At 50.6% G+C, this 14,089-nt stretch carries 16 protein-coding genes; 6 read left to right on the forward strand and 10 right to left on the reverse strand.

Annotated elements, in window-relative coordinates:
• The first annotated feature begins 3 nt into the window (after positions 1-3).
• Positions 4-897, forward strand: coding sequence for a Tim44 domain-containing protein (locus tag IOQ59_RS05040; protein ID WP_193952182.1), 894 nt, complete (start codon positions 4-6; stop codon positions 895-897).
• 74 nt (positions 898-971) lie between these two features.
• Here the strand turns inward: IOQ59_RS05040 and yaaA are convergent, their stop codons facing one another.
• The 4 genes from yaaA to IOQ59_RS05055 form a co-directional block, all read right to left on the reverse strand.
• Positions 972-1,742, reverse strand: a complete 771-nt coding sequence (yaaA, locus tag IOQ59_RS05045) for a peroxide stress protein YaaA (RefSeq protein ID WP_193952183.1) — start codon at positions 1,740-1,742, stop codon at positions 972-974.
• 107 nt (positions 1,743-1,849) lie between these two features.
• Positions 1,850-1,981 carry a DUF2789 family protein gene (locus IOQ59_RS21570; RefSeq protein WP_371871828.1) on the reverse strand — a complete coding sequence of 44 codons (132 nt, stop codon included), beginning with the start codon at positions 1,979-1,981 and terminating at the stop codon, positions 1,850-1,852.
• A complete protein-coding gene (locus IOQ59_RS21320) occupies positions 1,968-2,084 on the reverse strand; it encodes a DUF2789 family protein (protein ID WP_255512521.1) in 117 nt (38 codons plus the stop codon). Before IOQ59_RS21320 ends, IOQ59_RS21570 begins: the two co-directional genes overlap by 14 nt.
• Positions 2,085-2,175: 91 nt before the next feature.
• Positions 2,176-2,454: a hypothetical protein gene (locus tag IOQ59_RS05055; RefSeq protein WP_193952185.1), complete on the reverse strand. Its 279-nt coding sequence runs from the start codon at positions 2,452-2,454 to the stop codon at positions 2,176-2,178.
• A gap of 158 nt (positions 2,455-2,612) precedes the next feature.
• Between IOQ59_RS05055 and IOQ59_RS05060 the strand changes: the two genes are divergently transcribed.
• From IOQ59_RS05060 to IOQ59_RS05070, 3 genes are all read left to right on the forward strand, one after another.
• Positions 2,613-3,893, forward strand: coding sequence for a tryptophan--tRNA ligase (locus IOQ59_RS05060; protein WP_193952186.1), 1,281 nt, complete (start codon positions 2,613-2,615; stop codon positions 3,891-3,893).
• A 33-nt stretch (positions 3,894-3,926) separates the two neighbouring features.
• Complete coding sequence (locus IOQ59_RS05065) at positions 3,927-4,769, forward strand: sulfurtransferase (protein ID WP_193952187.1); 843 nt, start codon at positions 3,927-3,929, stop codon at positions 4,767-4,769.
• Positions 4,770-4,947: 178 nt separating this feature from the next.
• Positions 4,948-5,877: a Dyp-type peroxidase gene (locus IOQ59_RS05070; protein ID WP_193952188.1), complete on the forward strand. Its 930-nt coding sequence runs from the start codon at positions 4,948-4,950 to the stop codon at positions 5,875-5,877.
• Positions 5,878-5,902: 25 nt separating this feature from the next.
• On the opposite strand, the gene IOQ59_RS05075 is transcribed toward IOQ59_RS05070, so the two are convergent.
• Positions 5,903-6,838: a bile acid:sodium symporter gene (locus IOQ59_RS05075; protein ID WP_193952189.1), complete on the reverse strand. Its 936-nt coding sequence runs from the start codon at positions 6,836-6,838 to the stop codon at positions 5,903-5,905.
• A gap of 161 nt (positions 6,839-6,999) precedes the next feature.
• Here IOQ59_RS05075 and IOQ59_RS05080 point away from each other — a divergent pair, with 161 nt between their 5' ends.
• Positions 7,000-7,197: a hypothetical protein gene (locus tag IOQ59_RS05080; RefSeq protein ID WP_193952190.1), complete on the forward strand. Its 198-nt coding sequence runs from the start codon at positions 7,000-7,002 to the stop codon at positions 7,195-7,197.
• A gap of 90 nt (positions 7,198-7,287) precedes the next feature.
• Here IOQ59_RS05080 and cysK read toward each other — a convergent pair whose 3' ends face one another.
• Positions 7,288-8,256, reverse strand: coding sequence for a cysteine synthase A (cysK, locus tag IOQ59_RS05085; RefSeq protein ID WP_193952191.1), 969 nt, complete (start codon positions 8,254-8,256; stop codon positions 7,288-7,290).
• A gap of 383 nt (positions 8,257-8,639) precedes the next feature.
• Between cysK and IOQ59_RS05090 the strand changes: the two genes are divergently transcribed.
• Positions 8,640-9,002, forward strand: a complete 363-nt coding sequence (locus IOQ59_RS05090; RefSeq protein ID WP_228050705.1) for a tetratricopeptide repeat protein — start codon at positions 8,640-8,642, stop codon at positions 9,000-9,002.
• A gap of 6 nt (positions 9,003-9,008) precedes the next feature.
• Here the strand turns inward: IOQ59_RS05090 and IOQ59_RS05095 are convergent, their stop codons facing one another.
• From IOQ59_RS05095 to kdsA, 4 genes are all read right to left on the reverse strand, one after another.
• Positions 9,009-9,602: a tRNA-uridine aminocarboxypropyltransferase gene (locus tag IOQ59_RS05095; RefSeq protein WP_193952193.1), complete on the reverse strand. Its 594-nt coding sequence runs from the start codon at positions 9,600-9,602 to the stop codon at positions 9,009-9,011.
• Positions 9,599-11,017, reverse strand: a complete 1,419-nt coding sequence (locus IOQ59_RS05100) for a DUF4139 domain-containing protein (protein WP_193952194.1) — start codon at positions 11,015-11,017, stop codon at positions 9,599-9,601. Before IOQ59_RS05100 ends, IOQ59_RS05095 begins: the two co-directional genes overlap by 4 nt.
• Positions 11,017-13,104 (reverse strand): SUMF1/EgtB/PvdO family nonheme iron enzyme, encoded by a 2,088-nt coding sequence (locus IOQ59_RS05105; protein ID WP_193952195.1) that lies wholly within the window; start codon positions 13,102-13,104, stop codon positions 11,017-11,019. Before IOQ59_RS05105 ends, IOQ59_RS05100 begins: the two co-directional genes overlap by 1 nt.
• A gap of 82 nt (positions 13,105-13,186) precedes the next feature.
• Entirely contained in the window at positions 13,187-14,035 is an 849-nt protein-coding gene (gene kdsA, locus IOQ59_RS05110) for a 3-deoxy-8-phosphooctulonate synthase (RefSeq protein ID WP_193952196.1), read from the reverse strand.
• Positions 14,036-14,089: the final 54 nt, after the last annotated feature.

Here is a 14,089-nt window from a genome sequence, read left to right on the forward strand (position 1 = left end):
TTTATGCGTACTTTTCTCGTCAGCCTGATGGTTGTCCTGGCTAGCTTTACGTTTACCGTCGATTACGCTGAAGCAAAACGCTTGGGCGGTGGTTCCTCCTTCGGTAAATCCTTCTCGACACCGAAGAAGAAGGTTTCACCGGCTCCGACTCAGAACAAACAAAGTGCAACAAATACTGCATCTAAAACCCAGCAGCCAGCTAAGAAACGTAGTGGATTCGGTGGTTTGATGGCGGGTCTTCTGGCAGGTGGCCTGTTGGGAGCACTGTTCTTTGGCGGTGGATTTGAAGGTATCCAGTTTATGGATATTTTACTTGTGTTAGGTATCGCCTTTATCGCATACAAAATATTCTCGATGTACCGGCAATCCCAACGGCCGCCAAAGTACGCAACCGATGGCGCGCAATATGAATTACGTCCGGAGCGTCAACAGAAACGCAGTGCATTTGATACCGCACCGACAGCATCTGCAGAAGAAGTTAAACCTACGCCTGCATTCAGCTCTGGCTTAGGGAATGCAGAACCGGAAACGCCTGAATGGTTTAATCAGGAAGCTTTTCTGGAGGGCGCTCGTTCTCATTTCACTACCCTGCAGCGTGAATGGGACAACAGCAACTGGGATGAGATTGCGACTTACACCTCGGAAGAACTGCTGACCGCGTTGAAAGAAGAGCGTGCTAAGCTGCCTGAAGATCAGAGCACAGAAGTTGTCTCGGTGATGGCTGAAATGGCTAACTTTATTACTGAATCTGATCACGTGGTTGTGAGCATTAACTTCTACGGCTGGCTGAAAGAAGACTCAGATCAGACCACGGAGTTTAACGAGATCTGGCACCTGACCCGTGATACTACAGTCGACAATGCGGACTGGATTATCGTTGGTATCGAGCAGCCGTAAAGACGGAATTTGTTCGGTTATATGCAAAAAAAGCGACCATAGGGTCGCTTTTTTTTACCTGGCGAGAGTGATGCTTACTCTTCGTGATCGCGGATAAAGGTCCAGGTATCGCCTTCGGACATGCTTTCTGCGAATCGGTAGCCGTCAAGATCAAAGTCTTTTAATTGCTCAGGGTTTTCCAGTTGGTTCTGGATGATGTATCGACTCATCAGGCCGCGTGCTTTTTTGGCATAGAAGCTGATCATCTTGTACTGACCGTTTTTCCAGTCTTTGAACACCGGCGTAATGATACGCCCGGAGATATTCTTAGCTTTAGTCGCTTTGAAATACTCATTGGAAGCCAGGTTGATCAGTACCTGTTCGTTGACCAGCTGCTCGTTTAGTGTATCCGTAATGATATTGCCCCAGAACTGATACAGGTCTTTACCCCGTCCATTTGCCAGTTTGGTACCCATTTCCAGCCGGTAGGGTTGCATTAGATCCAGCGGTTTGAGCAGACCATATAGGCCTGAGAGAATCCGCAGGTGGTCTTGAGCAAACTCAAAATCTTCGGCACTGAACGTTTCGGCATCCATACCGGCATAGACATCCCCTTTAAACGCCAGTAATGCCTGTTTGGCGTTGTCGGTGGTGAACTCGGGTGTCCAGCTTTCAAAGCGGGCGACATTCAGGCTGGAGAGCTTGTCACTCAGCTTCATCAATTCGGCCACGTCTTGAACCGACAGTGTGCGCAGTTGCTCGATCAGCTCGGCGGAGTGGTTGAGGAAACCCGGCTGACTATGTACGTCAGTCACCGGCGTGGTTTCATAATCCAGTGTTTTCGCAGGGGAAATAACAATCAGCATTGGTATCTATCAATCCTTAACCCAGTTTGGTCCTCATAATACGCGCCAGAACGGCAACAAAAAAGGCCGCATTTCGTACGGCCTTTTGAGAAAGAAGGGGCTACGTGTCAGTGTCGTAGCATGCTGTCCAATTCATCGACCCGTTCACTCCAGTCAGATTCAGAATTCAGTGATTCTTTCAGAAAACTGGATAGCGAGGAGGTCCAAAAAGTCGCCGTTGTCAGCTTAATATCGACCACTGTCGAGGCGATGCGTGCTGACGAAGTGTTCGAGATCCTTCTCGCTGCTTGGTAGACACAACGGGTCAAACAGGGCATCCAGACTGTGCACGGACATGTCCATTACACTCTCCCAATATACACTCTCCCAATAACGTTAAAAGGTATCAGTCAGAGTGTTGATCAGGATTGCAGAACTGCTAAGCCCGACCTGTTTACTTGGCCTTTCTTCGGGTAGATAGCATCTCTTTTGCCGCCACACATGCCAGTGCGCCAACAACCACGAGAACAGAGTTTACGATCGGGTTTGTAATTCCACCGCTGAGTTTCATAAGTGCTGCGGCAATCAGAAAGCCTCCAAACAAGCATAATACGGCGGTCAGCAGGTTCATCATGATGGTGTGGCCTGACCGATCAGGGGCGCGTACAAACAGGACCAGCGCAGAGAGTACAAAACCGGAAAGAGAGATCCAGGAAGCAAGCGATTCAGACATAAAAGAGACACACTGATGTTAGAGAGTTAAGACATTGTTTTTAACACTGCTTTTAGTAGAAGGGAAGGCTGAGTCGCCCTCTTAGCACGCGCCATTAGTAGTGATTTAGGCTATGATAGCGGTCAAATTTTATTCCAGATTTCAGAGTATCGAGTTTCATGAGCAAGAAGACGGTCCTGACCGGTATCACAACTACCGGCACTCCACATGTGGGTAACTACCTGGGTGCAATCAAGCCCGCGATTGATGCGAGCCACAACCCGGAATACAGCAGCTTCTTTTTTCTGGCGGATTATCATGCATTGATTAAATGCCATGATGCAGACCGTGTTGCGCGTTCATCCCGTGAGGTGGCGGCAACCTGGCTGGCTATGGGTCTGGATACGGATGTAACAACCTTCTACCGTCAGAGCGATATTCCTGAAATTCCGGAGTTGACCTGGATTCTGACCTGCATGTGCTCCAAGGGGCTGATGAACCGTGCTCACGCGTATAAAGCGTCTGTTGATGCGAACCGTGATGCGGGCAAGCAGGATCTGGACGACGGCGTCACCATGGGCCTGTTCAGTTATCCGATCCTGATGGCAGCGGATATTCTGATGTTCAACGCGGATATTATCCCGGTGGGTAAGGATCAGATTCAGCACATCGAGATGGCGCGTGATGTGGCCGGTCGTTTTAATCATACCTATGAGCCGCTGTTTACGTTGCCTGAAGCGTTGGTTGATGAGCAGACTCAGCTGATTCCGGGATTGGACGGTCGTAAGATGTCCAAGAGTTACGACAATACCATTCCTTTGTTCTGCTCCTCCGATGAATTGCGCAAACTGGTCAATCAGATCAAAACGGATACCCGCATGCCGGGTGAGCCGAAAGATCCGAATGACAGCACTTTATTCCAGCTTTACAGCTGCTTTGCCGATGATGCAGAGCAACAGCAGATGCATGAAAAGTTCCTCAATGGCATCGGCTGGGGTGATGCGAAGAAAGAGCTGTTCGAGTTTATGGATGCTAAGCTGAGTCAGCCGCGTGCTGTATACAATGAGCTGATGGCGAATCCGGCAGACGTTGAGGCGGTACTGGAAAAAGGTGCTGTTAAAGCGCGTGAGAAGTCGTCTGACCTGCTGGATAAAGTGCGTATTGCGGCGGGTATCCGCCCTCTGACCCATGTTGCTAGCAGCGTGAAAGCAGAGAAGAAAAAGAAAGAAGTCTCCGAAGAAGCGATGGCGCGTGCAGAAGCCGGGCGTCGACGGGGTATTCTGATGCAGCTTAAACCGCAATTGGATGAAGTGCAGGCTGCTGATGACAAATCCGCGGCAGCTCAGGCATTGATTGCCAGCAAAGAAGCAGAAGTTGAAGGTCTGAAGAAGAAGGCGAAGCAGAAAGCTCAGAACGAACTGGACCTGTTGCGTGAAGAGTTGGCTGAATTGCTGGGCTGATCTGGTCATACAGCGATAAACGGAGAGAAGACGATGTATAACACGCTGATTACTGCGATTGAGCTGAACACATTGATATCGGATAGCAGTGTGCTGATTCTGGATTGTCGTTTCAGTCTGGCGGATATCGACTATGGTCAGCGTGTATACAACGAAGGTCATCTGCCGGGGGCAGTTTTTATGCATCTGGATGATGACCTCTCTTCGCCTATTCTCCCAACAACCGGCCGTCATCCGTTGCCCGATGTGGATAAGCTATCTGCCAAGCTACAGCAAAGTGGGCTCAAGAAGGATCAACAGGTTGTTGTCTACGATGACTGCGGTGGTGCGATGGCTGCACGTACGTGGTGGTTGTTACGTTACCTGGGGCATGATGCCGTCGCATTACTCGATGGTGGCTTTCCTCAGTGGGCAGCACAAGGTTGTGCCGTTTCTCAGGATGTTGTTGAGCCAGAGGAGGGGGACTTCATCCCTCAGCTGCGTGCAAGTATGAACATGCCGGTGGATGATGTGATCCGTGAGACCTCTAAGGCACATATTGCTTTGATCGATGCACGCAGTGCAGAGCGTTATCGTGGTGACCAAGAACCGATTGATCCGGTAGCTGGGCACATTCCTGGCGCGCTGAACCGTCCACTGACGGATAACCTGCAGGATGGTTGTTTTAAGTCTGCGGAGCAGTTATCAGAGGAGTGGCGTGCACTGTTGGATGGCCGTGCCGCCGATACGGTTGTGCATTATTGCGGCTCGGGCGTAACGGCCTGCCATAATCTGTTATCGATGGAAGTTGCCGGATTAAGTGGTGCAAGAATCTATGCAGGTTCCTGGAGTGAGTGGATTCGCGATCCGGCACGTCCGGTCTCGACCGGCGAATAAGCGAGTTACGTTCTGATCAGGGTCGGCATTGCCGGCCCTTTTTGTAAGCAGGCAGTTTTACCCTCCGTTTTACATCTATAGCTGATACCTATCAGTCTCTTTATTGAAATCAAATACCCCTGTCCCTGCTAGCTGGTTATACTTTTCTTGTTTTCTCTATGAGCACAGGGAGTTTCATATGTCCGCCCGTCCCCAGTTGGGTATTACCGCCGCGGCGAATAGCGCTGCCTTATTTCTGACTTATAACCAATCCAGTGCAGAAGGCGCGCTGGCCAACGTTCTTAACGTCTTGCGCCAGATTCCTGCGTTGGAAGCTGAATATCGAACGCAATATCCTGACGCTGATTTTCATGCCGTCGCTGCGATTGGTAGTGGGTATTGGGACCGTCTGAGTGCACATAAACGGCCCGCTGAGTTAGCACCGTTTCCGGCACTGGAAAATGGTGGCAACGTTGCCCCGTTCACACCGGTTGATCTGTTATTTCATATTCGCTCTGAACGGAAAGATCTCAACTTTCAGTTTGCCTCGGCATTGAGTGCACAATTGGGAGATGCGGTTGAACTGGTGGAAGAGGTGGAAGGTTTCCGCTATCTGGACAGCCGAGATTTGACGGGTTTTGTCGATGGTACGGAAAACCCGGAGGGCGAGCACCGTATAGATGTGGCTGTTGTCGGCGATGAAGACCGTGCTTTTTATGGCGGTAGCTATATTCATATTCAACGCTATGTTCACAATATGACCCACTGGAACCGTCTGCAGATTAAAGCGCAGGAGGATATTATGGGACGAACTAAAGCAGAGAATATTGAATATGCAGGTGCTGACAAGGCGCTTACGGCCCATACAAAACGCACCTCGCTGAAAGACAGCAACGGCAACTCAGTAGAGATTTTGCGTCACAGCATGCCCTACGGCGATTTGCAGGCGTGTGGTTTATTGTTTGCCAGCTACTGCCGAAATAATCAGAACTTCCGGTTGATGCTGGAAAGTATGGTGAGCGGTGACGGTGAAGGGCATACCGATCACCTGCTGAAATACACCCGTGCAGTGACGGGTGCTGCGTTCTTTGCGCCTTCTGTGGAAGGATTGGCCGAACTGGGCAGTTAATTTCCCTGTACTCGACCGCTGATTACTACGCCTGCTCGTTGAGCGGGCGTTTCAAGTAAGGAACCAGTAAAGCATCGCCAAATAACACCAGAAAGTGAAAGAGCACGCAGACTAGCAGCGCTTCACCCATCGGCAGGTTCAGTGCCGTTAGTACACTCACGGCAACCGGTAAGGTCTTCTGTGAACCTGTCAAAATCACCGCAATAGCGGCTTTCCATTCCAGTTTAAGTAGTTTACTAACACCCCAGCAGAGTGCGAGCAATATCAGGTGAACGCTCAGCGCTGCAAAGCCTATAGACGCGAGTGTTATCAGGTCCAGTGACTGGAAGATCTCCGAGGAATCAGACAGCGCCATCCAGACGGTCAGAATGACGCAAGTGGAGGGCAGATACTGGAGTACGAGGTGTTTCGGGTCTAGGGTTGCAATCCGGCGCAAACCAAGACCTGCCAGAAACGGCAATAACACCAGCATCACCAATTTTTGCAGTAGCGGCAGCGGATCGATGACAATGTCACCGATGCCATCCAGTGTTAGGTCCAGCATAAACGGAATGGTAAAGATACCAACGATATTCAGGGCCAGAGTCATAATGAGTGCCCATGCACCATAACCTCCGGCTAGCTGAGTCATGACAATACAGGTGGATAACGTCGGCGGAACCGTCGCTTTCACGACCAATCCCAGAGTAAAGCCAGCTCCCATACCCAGGACTGAAGCAACACCCAGACCAATAAATGGACTGATTAACAGAGCTATAACGGCCGTCACACTCATCGCGACAACAAAGCTTTTACTGCGTGGTAGTTCGCTGAGGTTGGTTTGGTACCCGTTGACGATAAAGATGGTCACGACCATCCAAGGAATCAGTCCCCAGTCTTTTAACTGGACGCCTGCTTCTGGCAGTAACCACGCGACTAAAAACGCTAAAACCAATCCACCCGGCAGAAAACTACTTTTCACCTTGATACCTATTCATATCCATATTCATGTGCGGGGCAGTATGTCATAAAACCGTCGTGATCGATTCATACCCTTGTTAAATTTCCGGACTACGCTAAGATTGTATGTAGTAAAACTACAAAAATGATAAAATCTTACAACAACAAAATGGGAGCGAGTGGATGTCAACCGAGTTTAAAAGCCGCACGATTGCAGTGCTGGCAGTAGATGGTGAGAACTTTTCTGTGAATGGTTTTTACGCAGATCAGGAGCGCAACGCAAGCTGGTACACCATTACTCGTAGTCGTGACGGAAACGTGATTGTCGACAAATGTACACAGTTTCCGACGCATGAGTCGATTCGTGAGCTGATTCACTAAGTATTCGCTGACAACTCAGCTACTTAGTTACAGACATAAAAAAACCGGGTATGACCCGGTTTTTTTATGTCTGGCTGCATAGAGTAGCCATTACTGCTGGGTTTCGTTCTCGGTAAACATACCTTCAAACATCACGGATGACAGATAACGTTCACCGGAGTCTGGTAGTATTACTACGATATTTTTGCCCTTGTTTTCAGGCTGTTGAGCAATACGCTGAGCCGCACAAACCGCTGCGCCACAGGAGATACCAACCAGAATCCCTTCCTTCTGTGCAACCTGACGCGCCATCTCAATGGCATCGTCATTACTAACACGCTCAACCTGATCGACCAGTTCCAGATCGAGGTTCTTTGGAATGAAACCTGCGCCGATACCCTGAATTTTGTGCGGAGCTGGTTTAATCTCTTCGCCATTGATCGCCTGAGTAATAACAGGTGAGTCGACCGGCTCTACGGCCACCGTGGTGATGGCTTTGCCCTGAGTTTTCTTAATGTAGCGGGAGATACCGGAAATGGTACCGCCGGTACCCACGCCAGCAACCAGAATGTCGATCTGACCGTCGGTGTCGTTCCAGATCTCCGGGCCGGTTGTTTTCTCGTGAATTGCTGGGTTGGCCGGGTTTTCAAACTGTTGCAGCATCAGGTATTGATCTGGATTGCTGTCCACAATCTCCTGCGCTTTGTCGATAGCGCCCTTCATACCTTTTGCAGGCTCAGTTAAAACGATCTCAGCCCCCAGTGCTTTCATCAGTTTACGACGCTCAAGGCTCATGGAAGAGGGCATCGTAAACATAATTTTGTACCCACGGGATGCTGCAACAAAGGCCAGAGCGATACCGGTATTACCACTGGTTGGTTCAACCATGGTCATACCGGGTTTCAGGCTGCCATCTTCTTCAGCTGACCAGATCATGCTGGCACCGATACGACACTTCACGGAACCTGCTGGGTTACGAGATTCTACTTTGCCGAGAAGGTTGGCTTCTGGCGCGATGCGTTTCAGTCGTACGAGCGGTGTATTACCAATTGACTGGGAATTGTCTTCGAAGATCTTCATAGTCGTTACCTGAAAGTCCGTATTGCTGCGCTATAGTGATATACATACCGTATATAACTACTAGGTATATAACGCGAGTTATTTATGTCTTTTAGAGATCTAAAGGTTTTAGCCTAATTTCCCGTTGGGAACAAGCGCTTTGTCGCAATCCTCCCGTTTCTGTAGTTGTATGCTTAAATTAGTAGCTGCTGATATAATGGTGCTTGCTGTCACGTTTGGCAGGTTATCTTGAATTGCCCATCATTATCTAACTTGAGGTTATTATGCGCTGGTTGATGCATCTACTGTCACCTGTGATCTTCTGGTTTGCGTTTGCATTGTTTCGTTCCTCACTCCTTAAGCGGTCCGAGCGTAAACACCGTTTTGTGATGAAGGTGTTTCGTTTGGCGGCAGATAATGGCAGTACAAGAGCTTTGTCGGTGTATGGGCATCTGCTGCACTTTCGGGGCGAGGATGTGCAAAATAAAATCCAAGGTGCTATCTACCTGCAGCGCGCAGCAGATCAGGGCGATATGAAAGCTCAGTATCAAATGGGAAGGGTGTTTGAGGATGGCTTTGAACATTATTTCCAGCCGAATGCTGAAAAATCCTACCATTATTATGCGGCGGCAGCGGGTCAGGGTCATCAACTTGCGATCAGGCGCTTGATCGAGGCAAATGAAAAGGGTGAGCTCGGGATTGAGGTCAATGAGCAGGAAGCTGAGCGCTGGAGTCAGGCATTACCTGACTTGCCCAGCGCTAGATAGGATGCTTTAGATTGGGTGGTTGCACTTCCAGGCATGGTAATGCAATAGAAAACGATCCAGCAACTGATCCAGTTCTTCCGCAGCTTCATTCGCATCGGTTAGTCGCAGCACTTCTGCGACCGTTTCTGCTGTGCAGAGGTGATCATCATCCGGATTGCGGCGCAGCGTATAGCGTGTGCGTCGATCCGGATCAAATGCCAGCAAGGGAAGATCATTCAACCAGGGGCTCTTGCGTACGATCTTGCGTACTTCTTTCCAGGTGCCGTCCGGTACTACGATCAATGGTATTTTTCCGTTTTCCCGTTGATAGGTTTTCTGGCGTGGTTGCAGATCTGGTCGATCTGCGGGAAACAACAACCAGGGCTGGTATTGCCCGCTGTTTAACATATCCAGCAGTGCTTGTGGCGGTTCAGTGCGCTGCCAGATAAAGCGGTGCGTGGCATGTGGTAGAAGCTGCTGGATCAGGCGGCTGGTGTTGCTGGGACGTATCGGTTCATTTTCATGCAGCAGCAAGACAAGCTGTACCGGCAGCGTACCGGCAAAAGTATCGCCGCAGGCACAGTAGTTGTCAGGCAGTCCGCAGTGGTCACACTGACTCATTTACGCTCAGGCTTTTTCATCTGGACGCTAAAGTTCAGCACCTGGTCACTTTTCCCGCTAACTTCAACGGTCCATTGAGCCGCTCCGGCGTTAATTTTTTCCATCGGTATGTTGCTGTGTTCCAGTTCCCATTCGTAAGGGAAGTTAGCACGAACGACGACCGTGGCGGGTTTGTTTCGGCTATTGGTAATGCGAAGTTCCTGGCCGACTAAAAAACCATTGTAGGTTTTCTGGAACTGGCTTTGCTTACGGGTCAATGTCAGATCAAAGGCTTGCCCCAGTGTGATTTTTACCGGGTCTTTCTCCGCCGTGTGGTTGATGCGGGCCCCACCCACAAATTGCAGTTGATCCTGGGTGTCGGGGCGGAATACGCGAATGTTGCCGGCAGGCATCGGCTGGCCTAACCCTTCTTCGTGGGTGTTGGAAAAGCTCAGGCGCAAATTGGGTTTGATGCGATAGCGCTGGCTGTCCTGATGGGCTCCGACAAAAAACTCGTGCTGATAGGTCCGTTTAAGCGCTACATCGTCGCTGTTCATCAGCGTTATCTGTTTTTGCTGCCCCTCTTCCAGGTCGACTTTTCCGGGAAGCTCATATAGATGGAAGGCTTCCATCTGCGCAGGCGGCGCAACGCCGTCTGCGGCTGCACTGAGAGCGACTGCGGCTTCCTGGTGTCGGACTGACTTATACATACGTGGGCGCGGCGCGGTGTTAACGTTTCCTGCCATCAGTTGCACGCGGGCATCCGGGAAGCTGGTGCCGCTGTTATTGGTTAAAGCGGCCATACCGGATAAGTTAGCGGTATCGCCATCCTGCGACAGGGTGAGAACATAATTCATCGTCCAGTTCAGACCACTGGTGAGATAGCTAATTTTAGCGTCACTTTGCCCTGAGGTGCCTTGGCTGCGAAAGCTCAGGCTGGGTTTGGTCAGCAATTCTGATGGGCGTGATGGGAAGATGAAACGCCATTGACCGTTGAGAGGGATGGTTTCAACCCGATTATTACGGGAGATCAGTGCCTGATTATTGTCTACGCTGAGCAGTGTTGCTTTGCTGATGGTCTCTGCGCCGGTTGCAGGGTTAGTGCGGGCCAGTTCCAGCTCACGGTTAAGATAGTGTTCCAGAATGGCGCGTTGGCTGAGCAGTCGGGCATTAAAGTTCTGCTCTAAGATCTTGCCTGCGTTTTTGATGCGCAGGGTTTCAGGCTGTAGTTGCTTGCTAACATCTTCGATGGTGACACTCTGGCCTGCACTCATTTGCGGCATCGCGCGGGTTTCACGTACCAGTGCCAGATCTCGATTGTAGAGCGTTAATCCTATCGACTGGCGTTGATTCACCCCGACCGTCAGCGCATCAGCTGCGTAGACAGGCAGGCTGCTGGCGACAAGTATTGATATCATCAAAGGGCGGAAATTCATCAGTTGTTCTCCTTAATAAACTGTTCTGGCAGATCCAGTGCAACCCGGAATCCCCAGTCATTCTGGCTGGCGCTGGCTGGATGTCGGTAACGGCCTGCCGGGCGCATCAGACGCATGATGTCGAACCAGGAGCCGCCGCGCATCGCTCTGTAATTGCAGCCATCGGTCTGGCGTGCGTCTCCATTGTTGGGTGCGCCGTTATAATTGGGGGCATAGCAATCTTCAACCCATTCCCCCACGTTTCCAGACATATCGTACAGACCCCATGCGTTGGGGCGTTGTGAACCAACCGGAGCGGTTTGGCTACCGTCCCATTCACTACTGCATTCATCACAGACTGCATAACCCGACTGGGGTTCGTTCCCCCAGCTAAACGCGGTTTGGGTACCTGCACGTGCGGCATATTCCCATTCTGCTTCTGTGGGCAAGCGGTAGGGTTGCCCCGTCTCTTTTGCCAACCATGTTACATAAGCTTGCGCATCCAACCAGCTAATATTGATGACGGGCCTGTTGTCGCGGCCCCAGTCTTCGTCTGAAGGGAATGTGCGTTGGGTAGCACGAGCAAAAATATCATATTGGGCAAATGTCACTTCATACCGTGACAACGCAAACGGGTGTTCAATCGTGACGGCATGCAAAGGCTGTTCATTATCATCTCCCAAAGCGTGACTATCACCCATCTGGAACTGACCAGGGGGCAATGCCACCATATCGGGGCCGTATACACCCTCAGCAATCTGATCGCGGAACAACAAGGTCCGTGGTGCTTGAGACTCTGTCAGCTCCGCCGCCAGAGATACTGCGGTGTGTGTATCTGTCCCAGAAGATGGCTCAGAGGTTATCCCGGGTTCGCTGACTGTGGCCTGAATATTGTGATCGTCAGTGGAAGGTTCTGTTCCCTCCGATGTATCTGATGCAGTGAGGGAGGGAGCTTCCATTATGATTGTGTCTTCTGATACTGCTGAAACAACATCAGAAGAATCCGATTGTAACTGAGATACGAGGTAACCAATCAGGAGACCCGCCACAAACGTCATCAAGGGTATGGCCCATCGCTTTGAACGTTTGGTTTTGCCTGTTTTCTCAGGTACGGATTGGTTGTTTTCTACTGAGGTTGGTTCCGGCGCCAGATCAGCTGCACTGAGACGGGGAGGTAGGGGGGCTTCCTCCGCTGAGTTTTCCGGAGCGCTGTTCTCTGCTCCATCGTGGTTGATGGGGGCTGCAGAGGTGTCAGGTTCATCGGGTTGAAATATACCTTTGACCAACGCCATTGCGTTGCTTGGGCGCGCAACGGGTTCAGCAGACAAAGCGGCTTGTAGGTGTTGCCACTGTTGCTCGGTCAATCGGCTAGGCTGGCTCAGGCGCAGCGGATCACATTGGCTGGTGTCTTGCGTTGTTGCAAACGGCGGATGTCCGGTCAGAACTTCGTAGCAGATACAGGCGAGGGAATAGATATCAGCCGAACGGTTGCGATTTTGACCCATGTGCGTTTCAGGAGCCTGATAGATATCGTAACGCTGGGTATGCGTGCGCCTACTGTCGAGATGGTCCTGAGCAGGAAATGTAGCGAATCCACTGAGTTTTACGCCGCTACCCCGGTTGATATAGATACAAGCGGGATTAAGGCTATTGTGACTGATGTGGTGGCTGCTATACGCGGTATCCAATCCTGCCGCGATCTGTAACAACAATCCTCTAATCTGATTGTCTGACAGGGACTGGGCTTTTCCTGTATCCAATAAACTGGCAAGTGTTGTGGCATCCAACGATTCGGAGACAAGAAAGGTTGGTTGGTTTTCGCTCTGAAAAAAGCCATGTAGTAAGGCCAGATGTTTGTGGCGCAGCTTTTTGCCGTAAGCCACCGAACGTTTGATCGCCTCTATCGCGGTATTCTGCGTAACCAATGTGGGCAGGATGAACTCCAGCGTCACGATGGGTTGGCCTTGAACACTAAGATCTTGTGCTTGCCACAGTTGTCCTAACAGCGAATCAGCTGTTTTGCTGATCAGAAGAAAGCGGTGCTGAGCCGGGCCAACAGTCTTGTCGGGGGCGAGGGAGGTGTATTCTATTGCCGGGGGAGTCGCCATGGGCCAGCTCGTATCAAAAATTTCTATCTATGATAGTCAACGCTGGCCGAATCTGTATAGCGATGGGCTGCTAGATGTTTGATTAAGCTGAGGTATCTAGCTCGGGGAAGGATTTAACTAAGTCATCCACCGCTTTCATCTGAGCCAGATAAGGCTCCAGCTTGTCTAGTGGCAGGGCGCAAGGGCCATCACACTTAGCGGCGTTTGGATCAGGGTGTGCTTCCAAGAACAGGCCAGCAATACCTTGTGACATGCCAGCACGTGAAAGCTGTGCAGCCAGCGCACGACGGCCGTCGGCGGAGTCAGAACGACCACCAGGCATCTGCAATGCGTGGGTGGCGTCAAACATCAGTGGATAGCCAAACTCTTTCATAATAGAGAAACCCAGCATATCAACGATCAGATTGTTGTAACCGTAGCAGGAGCCGCGTTCACACAGAATCAGTTTGCTGTTACCGGCTTCTTCACACTTGTGCAGGATATGCTTCATCTCATGCGGTGCAAGGAACTGGGCCTTCTTGATATTGATGACGGCATCGGTTTTTGCCATCGCCTCAACCAGATCTGTCTGACGAGACAGGAATGCAGGCAGCTGGATAATGTCACATACTTCGGCCGCAGGCGCAGCCTGATAAGGTTCATGGACATCCGAGATAATCGGAACATTAAAGGTCGTCTTCACCTCTTCGAGAATCTTCAGGCCTTCTTCCAGGCCCGGACCACGGAAAGAGGTCAGTGACGAACGGTTCGCTTTGTCGAATGACGCCTTAAATACATAAGGGATGTTCAGTTTGGTGGTGACTTCCATGTAATACTCAGCGATGGTCATCGCAAGATCACGGGATTCCAGCACATTCATGCCACCGAAAAGAACCATCGGTTTATCGTTGGCGATCTCTACGCCACCGGCAACAACGGTTTTCTGCTCCATACTGTCTCTTTCCTTCAGATAAGGTATATGCTCAGTGCCTGTATGTAACATCTA

Source organism: Pontibacterium sinense (assembly GCF_015209595.1).
Classification (GTDB): domain Bacteria; phylum Pseudomonadota; class Gammaproteobacteria; order Pseudomonadales; family Balneatricaceae; genus Pontibacterium; species Pontibacterium sinense.

Coding starts and splice junctions, on each gene's coding strand:
- kdsA (WP_193952196.1), bottom strand. CDS start 14,035: ATGGAGCAGAAAACCGTTGTTGCCGGTGGCGTAGAGATCGCCAACGAT.
- IOQ59_RS05080 (WP_193952190.1), top strand. CDS start 7,000: ATGTCAACCGAGTTTAAAAGCCGCACGATTGCAGTGCTGGCAGTAGAT.
- IOQ59_RS05105 (WP_193952195.1), bottom strand. CDS start 13,104: ATGGCGACTCCCCCGGCAATAGAATACACCTCCCTCGCCCCCGACAAG.
- IOQ59_RS05065 (WP_193952187.1), top strand. CDS start 3,927: ATGTATAACACGCTGATTACTGCGATTGAGCTGAACACATTGATATCG.
- IOQ59_RS05095 (WP_193952193.1), bottom strand. CDS start 9,602: ATGAGTCAGTGTGACCACTGCGGACTGCCTGACAACTACTGTGCCTGC.
- cysK (WP_193952191.1), bottom strand. CDS start 8,256: ATGAAGATCTTCGAAGACAATTCCCAGTCAATTGGTAATACACCGCTC.
- IOQ59_RS05040 (WP_193952182.1), top strand. CDS start 4: ATGCGTACTTTTCTCGTCAGCCTGATGGTTGTCCTGGCTAGCTTTACG.
- IOQ59_RS21320 (WP_255512521.1), bottom strand. CDS start 2,084: ATGGACATGTCCGTGCACAGTCTGGATGCCCTGTTTGACCCGTTGTGT.
- IOQ59_RS05060 (WP_193952186.1), top strand. CDS start 2,613: ATGAGCAAGAAGACGGTCCTGACCGGTATCACAACTACCGGCACTCCA.
- yaaA (WP_193952183.1), bottom strand. CDS start 1,742: ATGCTGATTGTTATTTCCCCTGCGAAAACACTGGATTATGAAACCACG.
- IOQ59_RS05070 (WP_193952188.1), top strand. CDS start 4,948: ATGTCCGCCCGTCCCCAGTTGGGTATTACCGCCGCGGCGAATAGCGCT.
- IOQ59_RS05055 (WP_193952185.1), bottom strand. CDS start 2,454: ATGTCTGAATCGCTTGCTTCCTGGATCTCTCTTTCCGGTTTTGTACTC.
- IOQ59_RS05100 (WP_193952194.1), bottom strand. CDS start 11,017: ATGAATTTCCGCCCTTTGATGATATCAATACTTGTCGCCAGCAGCCTG.